Genomic DNA, 18,755 nt, shown 5'->3' with positions numbered 1-18,755 from the left:
CATAATGGCGTCGTTTACCTTTAGCAGGCAAGCGGCGTTTTTATATTGCACTTTTTAGTGTACTGCGTATAATAGTACACATAATACGAAAGGAGGCGCGGTCATGGCGACTGAGTCTTATGCTCACTTGGCTTACTATGAACGACTGGTGCTCCAAATTAAAGCCAGAGTCGTTCAAGGCATCATGCAGCCAGGTGACAAATTACCGTCCGTACGGGAAATGGCGAAGCAAGAACAGCTAAATCCTAACACGGTCGCGAAGGCGTACAAGCAGCTTGAAGCTGACGGGGTTATCTTTGTTGAACCGGGACGTGGCTCGTTTATTGCCGAACCGTTGAAACATGCCAACGCAGCAGCAGTGGCAACCTTTCGCCCTAAATTTGATGCGTTGGTGGTTGAGGCACAGAGTCTCGGTATCAGTCTTGCCACGCTGCATACCTGGCTAAATGAAAAGGAGGAACCTGCATGAGTCTCACCATCACGAATTTGCAAAAAAAGATTGATCAGCGACCGGTGCTAGAAGACGTTACATTTTCGTTAGAGCGCGGCCAGGTCGTCGGTCTAGTCGGTCCCAACGGTATTGGCAAAACCACCATTTTTCGCACCATCACCCATCAGTATATTGCGGATGGCGGAACGGTGAAGGTTGACGATCATGATTTGGCAACCGAACCGGCCCAGCGAGAAGCTATTTTTTATTTGGATCAACAGCATTTGTTTTTCCGCAAATATTCACTGGTTAAAATTGCCGCCAACTACGCATTGCTGTATACCGACTTTGACCAAGCCGCGTTTCTGCACTTGATTGAAAAGTTTGGCCTAAATGGAACCGCCCGTTTCCAGAGCCTATCTAAAGGTTATCAGGCACTGGTGATGGTCGCGTTGGCTTTAGCGAGTCAGGCACCTTATGTTTTCTTGGATGAACCATTCGATGGCTTGGATGTTTTGATTCGGGAAAAAATCGTCAATCTGGTTGTGGATGCGGTTGCAGATGGCCAGCGTACGTTTCTGATTGCCTCACATAATCTGATTGAGTTGGACGGCTTATCCGATCGGGTTTTGTTTGTTAAAGGTGGGCGCATCAGTCGCGATTTGACCCTTGAAGATGTTCGGCAGCAAGCGGTGAAGTTACAGTTGGTGTTTAAAACCAATAAAATTCCGGCAGTAGTCAAGCAGTATGGCCGAATCCTGAATATTCGCGGGCGGGTGATTGAGGCGGTTTTCCCGGATTTCAATCAGGAGATTCAAGCAAAGTTGGCAGCAGAACAGCCAGTCCTCAATGAGAATTTACCGTTATCGCTGTCAGATTTGTTCAAAGTCGAATTTCGACCACATCATTCGGGGGTGAAATAATGTATGACCATCAATTATTGAAGCTGGTTCAATCACGGCATAAAGTTTTGCTGCGGGTGGTACTTGTATTTGTTGTTTTACTGGCATTTCTCAATCTCGGCGGAACGATACAGGGCTACCAAAATCGTCAGGAGTACATGATGAGTCCTAGAGATTTTGCGATTATGAAAAAGCAGTCCGCAAAGAATCACGATACAACGTTTGCCAAGATGTCTTATAGCCAATATCAAGAAGAACAAAAGTATTTAATCGCTCCGCAAGATAAGCACAAACTTTACTCGCCTTCTTTCATTGCGTATAGCATGACAATTGTTTCGTATGCTATTCCTTTGCTTGTCGGAATGGCGATGGCAGGGGTTGATCAGGCCAGTGGTCTCAATGCGGCACTGTTTACGAGCCGGTTTCGGCGCCGACAAATGTTTTCGGTTCGCTATGGCTATGGCCTTGCGTATTTATTAGGGGCAACAACAGTCGGTATTGGGATCACGCTTTTAGGCTTTTATGCCGCCGTACCTGCGATGTATGTCGGTCTCAGCGGGGCTAATATTGTGGGTGCATTATTACTCAATCTCGCCGTCAACAGTTTTATGTTTACAGTCGGCATTGGGGTTGGCACGATCTTTGCCTCGCCATTTTGGATGGGCGTTTTTGGCTTGTTTGGTACGTGGTTTGGCATGAGCGCAATAGAACGGTTTATAAATTCGATTAGATTTTACGGCCCAGTCAAAAAGAGCTTTTGGCACACGCTGATTCCCAGTGGCAACCAACTTTTTTGGGTACTATTTATCGGGGCGATACTGGCGAGTGTCGGCGGTTATTTCCTGATAAGGTGGTTGTTTGATCGGATTTCCCTAGAACATTCAGGCGATGTCCTATTGTTGCCGAAGCTGCGATGGTTAATTCTCGCATACGCACTCGTGGTGATTCCGTATACGTTTGATGATTGGATCTTACAAAATCGCTTAATATCATATGTTGTCTCAATTGGCATGGTGATTGGGCTAGGCGTATGGTGGCAGCGGCGAGAACATGTAGGATCGCAAACATCATTGAAAACCAAAACAGTTTGAAGCTAGCTTTAAGTCATGAAGTTTATGCAAACATACCTTTATGGCGTAAAAAAGTCGGCTCCAGCGCTGCATTTTCATGCACGTCGGAGCCGACTTTTTTGTGGGTCCTGATTGATTTTGATGATTGTTTGGCCAGACAGTTAACTAGTTAACTGCCATTAACGATCATAAGGGGTATAAATAATGTAGTTTTGATCCGTTGTGGCTTCAAAGTCAAATTGCGAGTTCTTCGCGTTTTGTTTGGTTTCTTCATTGCTAATCGTTTCGGTTTGTAAGCCGAGAGCTGTACGGAGTTTATTTGAGACTCGCTGCATTTCCGCATCGGAGGCAATCTGATAGGCGCCGTCCCCGACCCAGGCATTGACGCCCTGCAAATGATCGGTTGAGATGGTCTTGGCGGCATCACGATAATTCAAGAAGATACTTTGCATATCTGCGAAACTCATATTAGTGGCGATGTTCTTGGAAACCGTGTCCATAAGTTTGGTGAAATTACCGAGTGATCCCACTGATATGGCTTTTTTCAAAATAGCTTTGATCACTTGTTGCTGGCGTTTTTGGCGCCCGTAATCGCCTTCTGGGTCTGAATGACGCATTCGGGAATAAGCGAGGGCCATATTGCCGTTTAGGTGCATGTTGCCTTTAGTGAATTTCTGGTTGCCGGTATACGGGTCTTGGAATGAAAATGGGACGTTAACGTCAATCCCGCCGACTGCATTGACTACCTTTTCAAGTGCGCCCATGTTAATGGTTAAGTAGTAAGAAATCGGGACATTGACCAGCTTGGAGACAGTATTGATGGCCATGTCCGAACCGCCGACGTTATAAGCGGCATTGATTTTTTGCATATTGAATTCTTTGGTACCAATCAGTTCAGCAGCGGTATCCCGCGGAATGCTGACCATGGTGGTTTTTTTAGTCTTGGGATTAATGACGGCAACAATCATCGTATCCGAGTTGCCTTTTTCAATCCGTCCGTCTGCCCCCGTGTCAACCCCCAGTAGCAAAACAGCAAATGGTTTCTTTTGGGCAATATCCGTGCTGACGTGTTTGGTGGCATGGTATGTATTGTCAATCGCATATTTTGCCTGACTGTATAAGCGCAACGCATAAGCTCCGACTGTAAACAGGCCGACGACAAGGATTAAACCGATGAGTCTTCCCCAGTGAAATCGGCGGGGTTTTTGACGCTGACGGTGATTTGAGCGGGTCTCCATAATTTAACTCCTTCGTAAAAGCATTATTTTCCATTATAGGAGATTGTGGTGATGGGTGCGATTAATATTCGGTTACGTTTATAGGGCATGGGCAATGTAATAAAGCCAAACCATCCATAAGGCACCGACATGGGCGATGATCGGTGTGCTGATGGCGCCGGTGTGGCGATAATCGTAAGCAAGTACCAACCCGACCAGAGTTGCACTAAGCCAGTGGCCACCGGGTTGGGTCACGGCAAATAGGAGGCTGGCGATGAGCGCGCCGCCAAAGATACCGGTGACATTGACGAGATTACCGAACAGAACTTTACGAAAAGCCAACTCTTCCAAGATCGGCAATGCTAAGCCAATGGTCAAAAAGTACCAAGGATTAGTCGTCATACTGGAAAGCTGTTGATGAATTTGGCTGCTGGTTTGCGGCATTTTGAATAAAATGGTTTCAAGCCACGAACCAACCAGTTGCGCTGCCAAAACACCGGCAATGCCCATTACGCCCCAGAAGACGCGTTGCTGCGGGGCAAGAACGCCAGGTGCTTCAATCGCGTTGGCAATCACTAAGTTACGCTCGCTCAAAATCGCGATAATGAGTGCGACCATACTGATTAAGGTAACAATACCAAGGCTAAGGCGCCCAACCGGCAATATCTGAAAAATAAGGAGGTTAGCGATGAAGGCAACCAAGTAGGCGCCAATAATAGAAAAAGCATGTTTTTGAAGTGACATAAACGACTCCTTTTAAAAAATGTCTGAAATTAGTATAACATTCCGGAGTTTGGGGGTTGCATTCACCCGCAAAACTCGTTATAGTTACTTTTGTAGTTAGCACTTAGACGCAACGAGTGCTAAATCAAAAAATGTAATGTGGAGGGATTGCCTTGTTAAAACCATTAGGAGATCGCGTGATTGTCGAGGTCGTTGAAGAAGAGGAACAAACCGTTGGCGGCATCGTTTTAGCCAACAATGCAAAACAGAAACCGCAAACCGGCAAAGTTGTTGCTGTAGGTGAAGGCGCTTTGACACCGGAAGGCAAGCGTCTGCCAATGGCCGTTAAAGTTGGCGATACTGTATTATACGACAAATACGCCGGCTCTGAAGTGAAGTATGAAGGTCAAGACTACCTCGTACTGCACGAAAAAGACATTATGGCAATTGCGTAAAAAATAATCGATCAATTTTGAGGTGAATAAAAACAATGGCAAAAGAAATTAAATTCTCTGAGGATGCACGTGCCGCAATGCTGCGTGGCGTGGATCAGTTAGCAAACACAGTTAAGACAACGTTAGGACCAAAAGGCCGCAATGTTGTTTTGGACAAGAGCTATGGTGCACCGGAAATCACCAATGATGGTGTCACGATCGCAAAGTCAATTGACTTGGAAGATCACTATGAAAATATGGGTGCTAAGTTAGTCGCAGAAGTTGCTTCCAAGACTAATGATATTGCCGGTGATGGTACGACCACCGCAACGGTTTTGGCACAAAGCATTATTCGTGAAGGCATGAAGAACGTCACTGCCGGTGCTAACCCAGTCGGCATTCGGACCGGGATCGAAAAGGCAACCAAGGCTGCAGTTGACGAATTGCACAAGATCAGCCACAAGGTTAACGGCAAGAAGGAAATTGCCCAAGTTGCTTCCGTTTCCTCTTCTAATGAAGAAGTCGGCAACCTGATTGCTGACGCGATGGAAAAAGTTGGCCATGATGGTGTGATTACCATTGAAGAAAGCAAAGGGATTGATACTGAACTCTCTGTTGTTGAAGGGATGCAGTTTGATCGCGGCTATCTGAGCCAGTACATGGTTACCGACAACGACAAGATGGAAGCTGATCTGGATGATCCATATATCCTGATTACCGACAAGAAGATCTCCAATATTCAAGATATTCTGCCACTCTTGCAAGAAATCGTGCAACAAGGCAAGGCACTGTTGATCATTGCTGACGATGTTGCCGGTGAAGCACTGCCGACCTTGGTTCTGAACAAGATTCGAGGCACCTTCAATGTTGTTGCCGTTAAAGCACCTGGCTTTGGCGATCGGCGCAAGGCTCAACTTGAAGATATTGCGACCTTGACAGGTGGTACTGTCATCAGCTCCGATCTTGGCTTGGATTTGAAGGATACCAAGATTGAACAATTAGGCCGTGCAGGCAAGGTTACGGTTACCAAGGACGACACCACCATTGTTGATGGCGCTGGTTCCAAGGATGCTATTGCTGAACGGGTTAACATCATCAAGAAGCAGATTGCTGATACGACCAGCGACTTCGACCGTGAAAAACTGCAAGAACGCTTGGCTAAGTTAGCTGGCGGGGTTGCTGTTGTCAAGGTTGGTGCCGCAACGGAAACCGAACTGAAAGAACGTAAGTATCGGATCGAAGACGCTTTGAACGCGACCCGTGCTGCGGTTGAAGAAGGCTATGTTGCTGGTGGTGGTACTGCCTTGGTAGACGTATTGCCTGCTGTTGCTGCTTTGAAAGAAGACGGCGATGTTCAGACCGGGATCAACATTGTTCAACGTGCACTGGAAGAACCAGTTCGCCAGATTGCCGAAAACGCCGGCAAGGAAGGCTCTGTCATTGTTGAAAAGCTGAAGAAAGAAAAGCAAGGCATCGGCTATAACGCTGCAACCGGCGAATGGGAAGACATGGCTAAGTCAGGTATTATCGACCCAACCAAGGTTACCCGCTCTGCATTGCAAAACGCTGCCTCAGTTGCAGCACTGTTGCTGACAACAGAAGCAGTTGTGGCTGACAAGCCTGAACCAAAAGATAACAACGCTGCCGCTGCCGGCGCAAACCCAGCAGCTGGCATGGGCGGTATGATGTAATTTCGCCTCGGCGTTTAAGGCTGCAACAAAACACCAGTCCCCAACCGGGCTGGTGTTTTGTTGTACATAAGGAACAGATTCGGTTAATTCTGACGATCATTGAGGCGTGAAACAAGATGACCATGATTAACAAATAAAGATGGCAACTGAGCGGCATTAAGCGCAATAATAGGCATTGACCGGCTTTCCTTGGTAAAATAAAATAAATAAGTCATCTTGGTTATCATTTTAAAGTTGCCAGGATAGCGACAGTCAAGCAATGCGTGGGGTCCGTTTAATGAATTTCTCGCGCTCACATTAGCAAAGGGAGCGGTTGATATGAAACTAGTTCAAAATCCGATTCGACTTAACGCCAGCCTGCATAAAATGCTACCGAATACCATGCGTTATCTCTATAGTCGCAAGCCGGTTAAATACTTTGAGCTTTACACACTTGGTTCAGTACATGTTTATTATGTCGAAGGCTTTGACCAGATTGACATTGTGCTGACGCATGATAAACGGACAATCAAAGATACCGAGATTGATTTTGTCTTGGAAAAGTTATTGCCGGATACGCCAAAAGATGAATTGAAAATCGATCATGCTGCCAAAAGCGAGATTGAACATGAAGTCCATCGCAAGCTAAAGGTTCATGATGTTGTGATAGTCGAGAAGGCTTAATTGCCAGCGGTTACTTTTTCGGTCAGACGAAAGAGTGATCGCTTTTCTTTTGGTTTGCGCGAGTTCGTAAAATGGCGGTGTTGTTGCCAATCAATATAGGTTAAGATGAAAGAGGGTAGGCGCTGGGCAATTTTTAGCGTAGACTGGTGCATGTTTACTTTTTAAAATTTCAATTAAGGTTAATAGGAGTTTAAAATGATGCATTTGAAGCGGCTGTTTATTGGACGGCCATTGAAATCTTCCGAAGAAGGCGGACAACAGCTAAACATCTTCAAAGCGTTGGCGATGCTGTCGTCAGATGCTTTGTCAAGTGTGGCATATGGTACTGAGCAGATTGTCTTGGTTTTGACAACCTTGTCAGCTGCAGCAATCTGGTATTCATTGCCAATTGCGGCGTTTGTGTTGATTCTCCTGATCTCGCTGACACTTTCTTACCGGCAAATTATCCATGCTTATCCAAGTGGCGGCGGAGCTTATGTCGTTGCGAGCGAAAATCTGGGCAAGAATGCCGGTTTGACGGCGGGCGCTTCACTTCTGATTGATTACATGCTGACGGTTTCGGTTTCCGTTTCGGCGGGGGCTGAGGCGATTACCAGTGCGATCCCAGCGCTTTATGGTCATCAAGTTGCCATCTCGCTTGTCATTATCTTTATTTTAATGGGCATGAATCTTCGCGGAATGAGTGAATCCGCTAATTTCCTGATGATTCCGGTGTACCTCTTCGTTTTGGTTATGACCGCGATGATTATCTGGGGGTTGTACCAAGTTGTGACCGGGGCCATTCCTTATAAGGCAACATCGATGGTCGGTGCCGCAATTCCCGGCGTTTCCATGGCGTTAATCTTCCGCGCCTTTTCCAGTGGTTCCAGTTCACTGACCGGGGTTGAAGCGATCAGCAATGCGGTGCCATTTTTTAAGTTGCCAAAAGAAAAAAATGCGGCGAAAACATTGGCCATTATGGCGGCTATTTTGGGCTTCTTCTTTGCCGGCATCACATTTTTAAACTACTGGTATGGTTTGGTGCCAATGGCGAAAGTGACGGTATTGTCGCAGGTGGCCAAAGAAACATTTGGCGGTACTGGAATCATGTACTATGTCGTTCAGTTTGCGACGGCGCTGATTTTGGCGGTCGCTGCGAATACGGGTTTTTCTGCATTTCCAGTGCTGGCCTTTAATTTAGCCAAAGATAAGTTCATGCCGCATATGTACCTGGATCGTGGGGATCGATTGGGTTATTCCAATGGGATCCTGACACTGGCGCTGGGGTCAGCGGCGTTGATCACGATTTTCCAAGGGTCCACGGAGCGATTAATTCCGTTGTATGCTGTCGGGGTGTTCATCCCGTTTACGCTGTCGCAAACCGGCATGATCATTCATTGGTTCCGCAATCGTGGTAAAGGCTGGATAGGCAAGACGGTCGCCAACTTCTCCGGAGCCTTAATTTCCTTTGCCATTTTAGTCATTCTCTTTGCTTATCGTTTGTTTGACATTTGGCCGTTTTTCATCGTCATGCCGCTTGCCATCTTCTTGTTCTACAAGATTCGTGATCACTATGACAAAGTAGCGGCGCAGTTACGGTTGCCGGCCGACGTTGAAGAGCATGACTATGACGGTAGCACCGTTATCGTCCTTGTCGGCAATGTGACGCGGGTTACCCGAGCAGCGTTGAATTATGCCCAGTCGATTGGCGATTATGTCATCGCGATGCATGTGTCGATGGATGAGAATCCTAACAAGGAAAAGGAAACCCAAAGCGAGTTTCGGGCAGACTTTCCGGATGTTCGGTTTGTAGACATCCATTCGTCATATCGCTCGATTGAAGCGCCTACGATTCGGTTTGTGGACATCGTAGCTCGCAATGCAGCTAAGCGTAATTTCACGACCACGGTGCTCATTCCACAGTTTGTCCCGCGCAAAAAGTGGCAGAATATTCTCCACAACCAAACCAATTTCCGCTTACGGGCTGCTTTTGCTAGCCGGGAAAATGTGATTATTGCGACGTACAGTTATCATTTGAAGAAATAAGTTTCAGTAAGCTGCCGGCTGGATTGTGTAAGTGTCAACTTTTTCACGGTTCTACTCTAATTAAGTGATTTCCGATACTCCGAGCTGGCTACGCGGTGGCTGGGCTGGAACGTGGTGGGCACGACTTTGAACCCGCAAATTGCGCGGTTTCAAAGCTCGGCCTTGGTCTAAAGCGGAGAAGACCACTCCGCTTAAGACCAATTTCACCACTGAGCCCGCCACCGCTCCGCCAGCTCTTGCTTTCTATGCTAATATTCGTCACACTGCTGTTGGAATCGTCTAAATTGATGCGGCCTTTGTTTGACATACACATGCACCAAGAGAGATTTTACACTAGCTCCTAAAAACCGGCCAGATTCAAACAATCCAGGGCTGTGGGATTGACGGAACTGGTAAAATATGAATAATAGAACGTCAGAGAAAGTCAAAGGATAAAGGGTGAATTTTGTGCCGCAAAAAACCAGCGATACGCCGATGATGCAACAATATAATGCGATTAAAGCGCAGTATCCGGATGCATTTTTATTTTATCGGATTGGTGATTTCTATGAGCTGTTTAATGATGATGCGATCAAGGGGGCGCAGTTACTTGAGCTGACCTTGACGGCGCGGAATAAAAGCGCGGATGATCCGATTCCAATGGCAGGGGTGCCGCATCATGCCGTGCAAAGCTATGTCGATATTTTGATCGATCATGGCTATAAGGTAGCAATCTGTGAGCAGATGGAAGATCCAAAAAAAGCGGTCGGTATGGTTAAGCGTGCGGTCATTCAATTAATCACGCCCGGCACGAATGTCGATATTAAGGCCGGTGCGGCGAAGACCAATAACTATATCACAGCAGTTTTGCCGCACGCAGCCGGGTACGCATTTGCTTACGGGGATGTTTCCACTGGCGAACTGAAAGTCACGGACCTGAAAAGTAAGTTCGCCTTACAAAATGAATTAAGCGCGCTGGCCACCAAAGAGATTGTAGTGCCAGAAGACCTGAACGATGAAGATGCCGCGATGCTTAAAAAAGGGGAGCGGCTGTTATCAGTCCAGCAAGACACGAAGCCGACCAGTGAAGGCAGTTATGTTTCCCAAGATTTAACCGATCCTGCCGAAGCTGCGGTGGTGCAGATGCTGATGGCGTATTTGTTGAACACCCAAAAGCGCAGTCTGGCACATATTCAAAAGGCTGTTGCCTATCAACCGTCCGCGTATTTGGAAATGGATCAGGATGCCCGCAGCAATCTTGATATCCTACAAAATAGTCGTACCGGACGCAAAGGTGATACGCTGTTGTCATTATTGGATGCGACCAAAACCGCAATGGGCGGGCGCTTATTGAAGCAGTGGCTGGAGCGGCCATTGTTGGACATTGATGCCATCAGTGTGCGCCAAAATCAGGTGCAGGATTTGCTGGAACACTTTTTTGAGCGGAGTGAGCTGCAAGAGCGGTTGACAAAGGTGTATGATCTTGAGCGGTTAGCAGGACGGGTGGCCTTTGGAACCGTTAACGGGCGCGATTTGATTCAGTTGCAAACCTCGCTGGATCAAGTCCCGGCGATTCAGGATGTTTTGAGCAAGCTTGACGATGGCAGTTTTAAAGAACTTCGCGGTAAGATAGACCCGGTTAGTGACGTGGCAGGACTCATTCGGCGGTCAATCGAGCCGGAGCCACCGATTTCCGTGACAGATGGCGGCTTAATTCTGCGCGGTTACAATGAAAAGCTAGATGCTTACCGCGATGCCATGAAAAATTCGAAGCAGTGGATTGCGGAACTTGAAGCTTCAGAGCGGAAAGCGACGGGCATTCACAATCTTAGAATCCGTTACAATAAGGTCTTCGGCTACTTTATTGAAGTGACCAAGTCAAACCTGGATAAGGTGCCAGAGGGTCGGTATGAACGCAAACAAACGCTGACTAACGCCGAGCGCTTTATTACGCCGGAACTTAAAGAAAAAGAAACGCTGATTTTAGAGGCGCAGGAAAGTTCAACTGCGCTTGAGTATGACCTTTTCCAGGATATTCGGGAAAAAGTTAAGGCTCAGATTAAACGGCTGCAGCATTTAGCCGCTCAAATTTCGGCGTTAGATGTGCTGCAAAGTTTTGCGACCGTTGCCGAAAATAACCATTATGTGCGGCCAACGATGCATGCCGGGACCCATGACATTAACGTCAAAGGCGGCCGACATCCGGTAGTTGAACATGTTTTGGGGCAGGACAGTTATATTCCTAACGATGTCATCATGGATCGGGATACGGATATGCTGCTGATCACGGGCCCAAATATGTCCGGGAAAAGCACCTATATGCGACAGCTGGCATTGATTGTCATCATGGCTCAAGCAGGATCGTTTGTCCCGGCTGACACGGCAGATTTGCCTATTTTTGATCAAATCTTCACCCGCATTGGCGCTGCCGATGACTTAGCAAATGGCGAAAGTACCTTTATGGTCGAGATGTTGGAAGCAAATGCGGCCTTGAGTCATGCAACCGCATCGAGTTTGATCCTGTTTGACGAAATCGGTCGCGGCACGGCAACGTATGATGGGATGGCATTGGCTCAGGCGATTATCGAATATTTGCACGATCATGTCCATGCCAAGACACTTTTCTCAACGCATTATCACGAATTGACCAGTTTATCGGATTCATTGGCAAAGCTGAAAAATGTCCATGTCGGGGCAGTTGAAGAACACGGCAATCTGGTGTTTCTGCATAAGATGATGCCGGGTCCGGCTGATAAAAGTTACGGGATTCACGTTGCCAAATTAGCCGGTTTGCCAGCTGACTTATTGAGCCGTGCGGATACTATTTTGAAACAACTCGAAGCGGCAACTCCGGAAAAAACCGTCCCGGCAGCTACCAGCCAAGTCGAGGACCAGCAGTTATCGTTGTTTGAGGAACCTAAACCTGCACCCAAGAATAGTCCGATTTTAGCCAAACTTGCTAAGTTCGATTTGATGGATGCAACGCCGATGGATGCGATGAATTTGATTTTTGACCTGCAAAAGCATTTAAAGAAGAAGTGATTTTATGCCAAAAATTCACCAACTATCTGCCACTTTAAGTAACCAAATTGCTGCTGGGGAAGTTATTGAACGGCCGGCCAGCGTGGTGAAAGAATTGGTGGAAAATAGTATTGACGCCCAAGCCACCCAAATTGACGTGAAGGTGTCAGCGGCCGGTTTACAAACCATTCATGTTAGCGACAACGGAATCGGCATTGACCCTGACGATGTGGCGACAGCTTTCTTGCGCCATGCGACGAGTAAAATTTTGACCACGCGTGATCTGTTTAATGTTCATTCACTGGGATTTCGCGGGGAGGCGCTGGCAAGTATTGCGGCGGTTGCCGATGTGACGCTAACGACCGCTACCGATGCCGGGATTGGCGCTAAAATTCATGTCAAAGGCGGACAGGTAGAAAGTCAAACGACAGCGGCGCATCGTCGCGGAACCGATGTCGAAGTGAGCGATCTGTTTTTTAACACTCCAGCACGGCTGAAGTACATGAAGTCGCAACAGACCGAACTTGGCAAGATTGTTGATATTGTCAGTCGGCTGGCATTAGCTAACCCTAAGATTGCGTTTACGGTCAGCCATGACGGCAATATGATGGTGCGGACAGCCGGTCAAGGTGATCTACGCCAGACATTGGCGGGCATTTACGGTTTGCCGGTTGCTCGGTCAATGGTCGACTTTCAAGCCGAGGATCTTGATTTTAAGGTGAGTGGTTTGACCAGTTTGCCTGAAACCACGCGGGCGTCGCGTAATTATCTGAGCTTGGTCGTCAATGGCCGCTATATCAAGAACTTTCAGTTGACGAAAGCCGTGATTGCCGGTTATGGCTCCAAACTCATGGTCGGGCGCTATCCTATGGGCGTGATTTCGATTCAGATGGATGCCGCTTTGGTGGATGTCAACGTGCACCCAACCAAAGCCGAGGTGCGGTTAAGTAAAGAAGATCAGCTCAGCCACTTGCTCAGTGAGGCCATTCGTGCGCGCTTAGCCAAGGAAAACCTGATTCCCGATGCCATGGATAATTTGCCCAAACGCGAGCGTTATGATCTTGATCAACTGGAACTGACCCTTAATAAAATCAGTCCTAAGACGACAGCAGTGTCGCATCAAGGTACTGAAGTGCGCGAAAACGCCGACACTAACACTGAAAATACGCCGACTTCTCAACCAGCAGCGCAGGCAGAAGCAGCAGTCGATTTAACCATCAACGACTTAGATGATCGGCCAATTTTTGATGAGCCACAGCGCTTGGCTGCTTGGGATCAGCGTTATCAAACGTTAGACGCCAATGTTGCGCCTGCCTTGGTGGAGGATACCGCAGCTTCGGATTTGAAGCGATCGGAGCCGACTGAACGTTTTCCCGATTTAACCTACCTTGCCCAAGTTCACGGGACATATCTGCTGGCGGAATCTGGGGACGGCTTGTATATTTTGGATCAACATGCGGCCCAAGAACGGGTTAATTATGAGTTTTATCGCCAGGCAATTGGTGAAGTCAGCAACGATCAGCAACATTTACTGGTTCCCATCGTGCTGGATTATTCCGCGGCTGATGCGATCAATATCCGCACGCATCGGGATGTGTTGGAAGCGGTCGGCTTGTATCTAGAGGATTTTGGCCAAAATAGTTTCGTGGTCGAGCATCATCCGACGTGGTTCAAAGCCGGTCAGGAAGAAGACACGATCAAAGAAATGGTTGATTGGGTTTTACGTGACGGCAAGATCTCCGTTGCGGCTTTTCGGGAGAAGACGGCGATCATGATGAGTTGTAAGCGCGCCATCAAAGCCAATCATCATTTAGACGATCAGCAGGCACGGGCGTTATTGCAGAAACTGCCGCAATGCGAAAATCCATTCAATTGTCCGCATGGTCGGCCGGTTCTGGTCCACTTTTCCAACACCGATCTGGAGAAAATGTTCAAGCGGATTCAAGACAGTCATGAAAGTGGGGAGATGCAGGCATGATTATTCTGGCGAGTTATTCACCACGGCGCCAAGCATTACTCAAGCGTATTATTCCTGCATTCGAAAGCCATCCTGCAGCAGTTAACGAACGGGCGTTGCCGATTTTGCCACCACCGGAGTATGTCCAGAGTCTGGCCAAAGCCAAAGGAGAATCGTTAGTACCGAGTTATCCGGGGGCAACAATTATTGCGGCCGATACGATGGTGGCTTTTCAAGGAAAATTACTGGGTAAGCCGCATAGTCGTGCAGAAGCCAAGCAAATGACTACTGCACTCGGCGGCCAAACCCATCAAGTCTATACGGGCTTGTGGGTGCGTCTGGACAATGGCACGATTCGGCAGCAAGTCGTGGCCACAGATGTCACTTTTTGGCCGCTTGATGAAGCCGAAGTTGAGTCGTATTTACAAGAAGACGCCTATCAAGACAAGGCGGGTGCTTATGGCATTCAAGACGCCGGAGCTTTACTGGTTAAGGCGATCAATGGTGATTTTTACAACGTCATGGGTTTGCCGATCAGTACGTTGTATCGAATGTTGTTGGCGTAAGGCGTTTGCGCTTTTATTCAACCGTATGGAAATTCAGAGGTTATAAAAAGCCGCCCTTAGAGAAATCTAGGGACGGCTTTTTACGGATATAGATACTTTAAAAACTTACAACCTGCCAATTACTCGGTAAAGTGAACGTGTAAATCTTGCCAATGGTTTTGCCTTGTTCACCGGATCCGGCGAACATAATAGCGGTGAAAATATTGGTGTACTCGAGTTTCTGCGCGGTCACGGCAACTTGCGGAATCGTACCGTGTGTCAGTTTGGTTTTGACGGTAGTACTTGGCTTAACAGTATGAATCGTTGCATCACCCGAAATACGATATTGATAAGCCATGTGTTTCTTAGCCGTGCCGATGGGGTGGCTTTGAATTTGTAACTGGTCATTCATGGGTGCTAGCGGTTGCAATTCAGTGGTTTCGTCAATCGTAAAGCCGATGTGATACAAATCATTCAAACTCAAAAGTACAACCGGTATCATAATTAGCAAGGCGCTCACAGCGATTGCCAAGGGTCGACGCCGGTTGGGCTTCATCAATACCATCGTCCAAAAGAAGGCAACGGCGCCAATAATCAACAGCAGAATAATCATGATGGGTGCCTCCGATCCATGGCATCGTTATTCAAGAAGAAACTCAGAACTAACCCTAAAGCGGCCATGACCAGCGAAACTGCAAAAGCAGCACGATATCCGGCAAGAGTTGCTTGATGCATCGCGTTGGTGTAGTCAATCGGATCCAGGACTTTCCCGCTAGCCGAGGGCGTGGCGCCTTTTGTGACGACGGATAAAACCGAAACCAAGATGGCGGTGCCGATTGAAGCCGCGACTTGCCGAATCGTATTGTTAACCGCAGTGCCGTGGTTGATGAGATGGGTTGGCAGTGCATTCATACCGGCAGTGGTGACGGGCATCGTTACCATGGTGATACCAAACATCCGCACCGTATAAATGGCCGTGATGTAAATTAGCGGTGTTGTTGCGGTGACAGTCATCAATGGCAGCGTACCGGCAACTAAGAGAAATAACCCAGCTACGGCCAAACGCTTAGCTCCGATTTTGTCAAAAATCCGGCCAGTAATCGGACTCATGATCCCCATCATAATGGCGCCGGGGAAAAGGATCATTCCAGAGTGAAAAGCACTTTCGCCGCGAATCGTTTGAATGTACATCGGCAGTACCATTTCCACGCCAACCATGGACATGAAAGCAACAGCGGTCAAAATGACACTCAAAGTAAAGGTTTTCGATTTAAAAACCCGTAACTCCAACAGCGGGGTTTTGAGATGCAACTGCCGCCAGCAAAAAAGGGCCACAAAAACGATCCCAATCGCCAGACTGATGAGTACCTGCGAATCTGTCCAGCCAGCGTCACCAACCGTTGAAAAGCCATACAATAATCCACCAAAACCTAACGTTGAGGCAATAATGGACGGCACATCAATTTTGGGATGCGAAGTAGGCAGCACCTGACGCATGCTGTAAATCGCCAAAAGAACAACGCCGGCAGCGATGGGCATAATGACCGCAAACAATGCACGCCAGGTGTGATGCAGCAGAATCCAACCGGAAAGCGTCGGGCCAATTGCCGGCGCCAACCCGATCACAATGCCGGCCAACCCCATGGCACTACCGCGTTTTTCAGGCGGGAAAATGGTGAACATGACGGTCTGGAAAGTTGGCATCGACATCCCAACGCCGATTGCCTGAATGAGTCGCCCGAGCAGCAACATTTGAAAATCATTGGCGAGCCAACAAAGCAGCGATCCCAAAAAGAAAATCGTCATGGCGGTTAAATAAAGATGTTTAACGTTGAACTTATCCAGCAGCCAAGCCGAAACAGGAATCATTATCCCCATAATCAGCATGAAGCCGGTCGTCAACCATTGAACCGCGCTGGCGCTAATGTGAAAATCCGCCATTAAGGTCGGGTAGGCAGTCGTCAGAATCGTTTGAGTCAAAAAAGTCGTAAAGGTCCCGATCAGTAGCGTAATGACAAGCAGCAAACGATTGTAAGGATGACCATTAACATCAGTTGTTGTCAACAATATCGTGTCCTTTCTAAAAACATTATAATCTAGTCTAGCACGTAATCTGACAATTTTGGGTAAATGGCCTTCACAAAATCTTTAAAAAGCGATCAAAGAAATACCCCACTCACCTTGTTAGGCTAAAAGTAAGTTAGTCGAACGAAAGGGGCGTTTAAAAACGTGAAAGTCCGATCATCGCATCAGCGAATTGAATGGATTGATGTTGCCAAGGGCCTCGGAATCATTGCGGTTGTGCTGGGACATTTCTATCCGCGCAACACAACCTTTTATGAAAGTCTGTATTGGTGGCACATGCCGTTGTTTTTCATGATTGGCGGTTTTTTTGTTAAGCCGACAACGCTGCCAACCTTAAAAGCTTTTCTAGCGCGACGTTTTTGGCCATTATTGAAACAGTACTTTGGTTACGGCGTCGGTTTAATCTTGTTGAACTTTATCATTGAACAGCGCACCCCGGCGTTTACCGTTGATTATTTGCGACGGTTAATTTATGGTGGGACCGAATTGAATGGCTACTTGTCAGTTTTCTGGTTTGTGACGGTATATGCGTTCAGCAGCTTGCTGTTTAGCTTATTGCGCGGGTATTTGCCAAAAGTCTGGCACGAAGCAATTTTAATGGCCGGATTGTTCTGGTTAGGGTTTAGTTACCCTAACGCTGAAAATGTTTTGGGATTTCCGATTCCCGGCAATCTTGATTTAGTATTGGTTGCATTGCCTTACATGTTTGTGGGCTGGTGGTTATTTCATTACGCTCGCCATATTGTCACGCAACCATGGTTTATGCTAGTTGCGCTTGGTGTTTTTGCCGGTTTATTTGTTGCCCAGTCGCGCGGTCAAATCGACTTCTTGCTTTACATGAAGTCGCACCATCTAACGGATCCATTACTTGCTAGCTTTGTGCCGGTTATTATCTGCGGCGGTTTATTTGCCGGTGCGAAAACATTAACCGGAACCGTGCTTGGAGACTGGCTAGATCGCATTGGTCGTAGTACACTACCCATAATGTATGGGCACAAGGCGGTCGGCTATGTGCTGGAAAAGTTGGGCGATCCGAATTTACTTGTTTTAGTTGCTGCTGGTGTGACGATTCCTCTTTTCCTTGCTTACGCGGGCCGCTATGTGCGCGAACGCTGGCAAGGTGGAGGATTATATGCGTTTAATTAAACGAATACTGCTAGTTGTGGCGGTTCTGATCATTGGCTTGGCCCCAAGCGGTCAATTAGTCGAAGCCGATACGACGCCGACTATATTTGTTCATGGTTATCGGGGGACCGCGTTTTCCACTAACCAACTTATAGAATCGGCGGAGGCTGCCGGGGTGGCCAAACGAAGCATGGTCGTGACCGTCAGTCCAAATGGCCAATTAAATGTGCAAGGAGACTTGCATGCCACAGCTGCACCCATTATTCAGGTGATTTTTCAAAACAATACGGCTGGCGAAGAAGTCGATAGTCAGTGGCTGGCCAAAATTCTAACTATGTTGCATCAGCGCTATGGCGTTACCCGGCTAAATGCGGTTGGCCATAGTATGGGCGCTTATGCCGTGATTGCCGCCGCGATGGCACAAACACCGGTAGAACTGGAAAAGGTAGTTGTGATTGCCGGCCCATACGATGGTTTACTGGGATGGAATGACAAACCCCATGAACTGCAATTGGCAGCTGATGGGCGGCCCAGTTTAATTCGACCCGAGTACGCGCGACTTTTGCAAAGACGTGAACACTTCCGGGCTAAATCGGTTTTGAATATTTATGGTAATGTTCAAGACGGCAGTGACACAGATACGGTCGTAAGCGTTAATTCGGCTTTGAGTCTAGGCTATTTGTTGCGAGGGCTAACGAAGTATCAAACGTTAGCAGTGACCGGACCGCATGCCCAACACAGTCGCTTGCATGAACACAATGTCGCCGTTGACCGCGCGATGTTGCAGTTTATCTGGGGAAAGTAGCACAGGATGAAGCGTTAGGCAGTGGCGTGGAAGTAGCAGGCACTGAAATCGTTAAAGTTGACGCTACTAATACGAAAGAGTCA

The 18,755-nt window shown here is 47.6% G+C and carries 16 protein-coding genes; 12 read left to right on the top strand and 4 right to left on the bottom strand.

Annotated features, from left to right (window positions below):
- The first annotated feature begins 103 nt into the window (after positions 1-103).
- Genes EL173_RS11465 through EL173_RS11455 form a run of 3 tightly spaced genes read left to right on the top strand, consistent with a single transcriptional unit; the run spans position 104 to position 2,423 of the window.
- A complete protein-coding gene (locus EL173_RS11465; protein ID WP_005687119.1) occupies positions 104-469 on the top strand; it encodes a GntR family transcriptional regulator in 366 nt (121 codons plus the stop codon).
- Positions 466-1,353, top strand: a complete 888-nt coding sequence (locus EL173_RS11460) for an ATP-binding cassette domain-containing protein (RefSeq protein WP_015764674.1) — start codon at positions 466-468, stop codon at positions 1,351-1,353. Before EL173_RS11465 ends, EL173_RS11460 begins: the two co-directional genes overlap by 4 nt.
- Complete coding sequence (locus tag EL173_RS11455) at positions 1,353-2,423, top strand: hypothetical protein (protein WP_005692486.1); 1,071 nt, start codon at positions 1,353-1,355, stop codon at positions 2,421-2,423. Before EL173_RS11460 ends, EL173_RS11455 begins: the two co-directional genes overlap by 1 nt.
- Before the next feature lie 158 nt (positions 2,424-2,581).
- On the opposite strand, the gene EL173_RS11445 is transcribed toward EL173_RS11455, so the two are convergent.
- Together EL173_RS11445 and EL173_RS11440 are read right to left on the bottom strand one after the other, a co-directional pair.
- Complete coding sequence (locus tag EL173_RS11445; RefSeq protein WP_005687125.1) at positions 2,582-3,640, bottom strand: LCP family protein; 1,059 nt, start codon at positions 3,638-3,640, stop codon at positions 2,582-2,584.
- A gap of 78 nt (positions 3,641-3,718) precedes the next feature.
- Positions 3,719-4,363 (bottom strand): CPBP family intramembrane glutamic endopeptidase, encoded by a 645-nt coding sequence (locus EL173_RS11440; RefSeq protein WP_005692489.1) that lies wholly within the window; start codon positions 4,361-4,363, stop codon positions 3,719-3,721.
- Between the two features lie 152 nt (positions 4,364-4,515).
- Between EL173_RS11440 and groES the strand changes: the two genes are divergently transcribed.
- The 7 genes from groES (at position 4,516) to EL173_RS11405 (ending at position 14,678) form a co-directional block, all read left to right on the top strand.
- On the top strand, positions 4,516-4,797 hold the full coding sequence (gene groES, locus EL173_RS11435) for a co-chaperone GroES (RefSeq protein WP_003567052.1): 282 nt from the start codon (positions 4,516-4,518) through the stop codon (positions 4,795-4,797).
- A 35-nt stretch (positions 4,798-4,832) separates the two neighbouring features.
- Entirely contained in the window at positions 4,833-6,467 is a 1,635-nt protein-coding gene (groL, locus tag EL173_RS11430; RefSeq protein ID WP_005687137.1) for a chaperonin GroEL, read from the top strand.
- Between the two features lie 318 nt (positions 6,468-6,785).
- The gene (locus EL173_RS11425) at positions 6,786-7,130 is read left to right on the top strand and encodes a DUF1827 family protein (RefSeq protein WP_005684635.1); all 345 of its coding nucleotides are present in this window, start codon (positions 6,786-6,788) and stop codon (positions 7,128-7,130) included.
- Positions 7,131-7,325: 195 nt separating this feature from the next.
- Complete coding sequence (locus tag EL173_RS11420; protein ID WP_005692494.1) at positions 7,326-9,155, top strand: APC family permease; 1,830 nt, start codon at positions 7,326-7,328, stop codon at positions 9,153-9,155.
- Positions 9,156-9,602: 447 nt separating this feature from the next.
- Entirely contained in the window at positions 9,603-12,176 is a 2,574-nt protein-coding gene (gene mutS, locus EL173_RS11415; protein ID WP_005684638.1) for a DNA mismatch repair protein MutS, read from the top strand.
- A gap of 4 nt (positions 12,177-12,180) precedes the next feature.
- Positions 12,181-14,133 carry a DNA mismatch repair endonuclease MutL gene (gene mutL / locus EL173_RS11410; RefSeq protein WP_019728269.1) on the top strand — a complete coding sequence of 651 codons (1,953 nt, stop codon included), beginning with the start codon at positions 12,181-12,183 and terminating at the stop codon, positions 14,131-14,133.
- On the top strand, positions 14,130-14,678 hold the full coding sequence (locus EL173_RS11405) for a Maf family protein (RefSeq protein ID WP_005692499.1): 549 nt from the start codon (positions 14,130-14,132) through the stop codon (positions 14,676-14,678). Before mutL ends, EL173_RS11405 begins: the two co-directional genes overlap by 4 nt.
- 97 nt (positions 14,679-14,775) lie before the next feature.
- Here EL173_RS11405 and EL173_RS11400 read toward each other — a convergent pair whose 3' ends face one another.
- Complete coding sequence (locus tag EL173_RS11400) at positions 14,776-15,270, bottom strand: DUF4811 domain-containing protein (protein WP_005692501.1); 495 nt, start codon at positions 15,268-15,270, stop codon at positions 14,776-14,778.
- Positions 15,267-16,724: an MDR family MFS transporter gene (locus EL173_RS11395; RefSeq protein ID WP_005692504.1), complete on the bottom strand. Its 1,458-nt coding sequence runs from the start codon at positions 16,722-16,724 to the stop codon at positions 15,267-15,269. The genes EL173_RS11400 and EL173_RS11395 overlap by 4 nt, the downstream gene beginning before the upstream one ends.
- Positions 16,725-16,886: 162 nt before the next feature.
- On the opposite strand from EL173_RS11395, the gene EL173_RS11390 reads away from it, so the two are divergent.
- Complete coding sequence (locus tag EL173_RS11390; RefSeq protein WP_005692506.1) at positions 16,887-17,888, top strand: acyltransferase family protein; 1,002 nt, start codon at positions 16,887-16,889, stop codon at positions 17,886-17,888.
- Positions 17,875-18,672, top strand: coding sequence for an alpha/beta hydrolase (locus EL173_RS11385; protein WP_005692507.1), 798 nt, complete (start codon positions 17,875-17,877; stop codon positions 18,670-18,672). Before EL173_RS11390 ends, EL173_RS11385 begins: the two co-directional genes overlap by 14 nt.
- The last annotated feature ends 83 nt before the right edge of the window (positions 18,673-18,755 follow it).

It is taken from the genome of Lacticaseibacillus rhamnosus (assembly GCF_900636965.1).
GTDB lineage: Bacteria > Bacillota > Bacilli > Lactobacillales > Lactobacillaceae > Lacticaseibacillus > Lacticaseibacillus rhamnosus.
The sequence above is the reverse complement of the archived record's forward strand: the minus strand, read 5'-3'. Positions and strand labels throughout refer to the sequence as shown.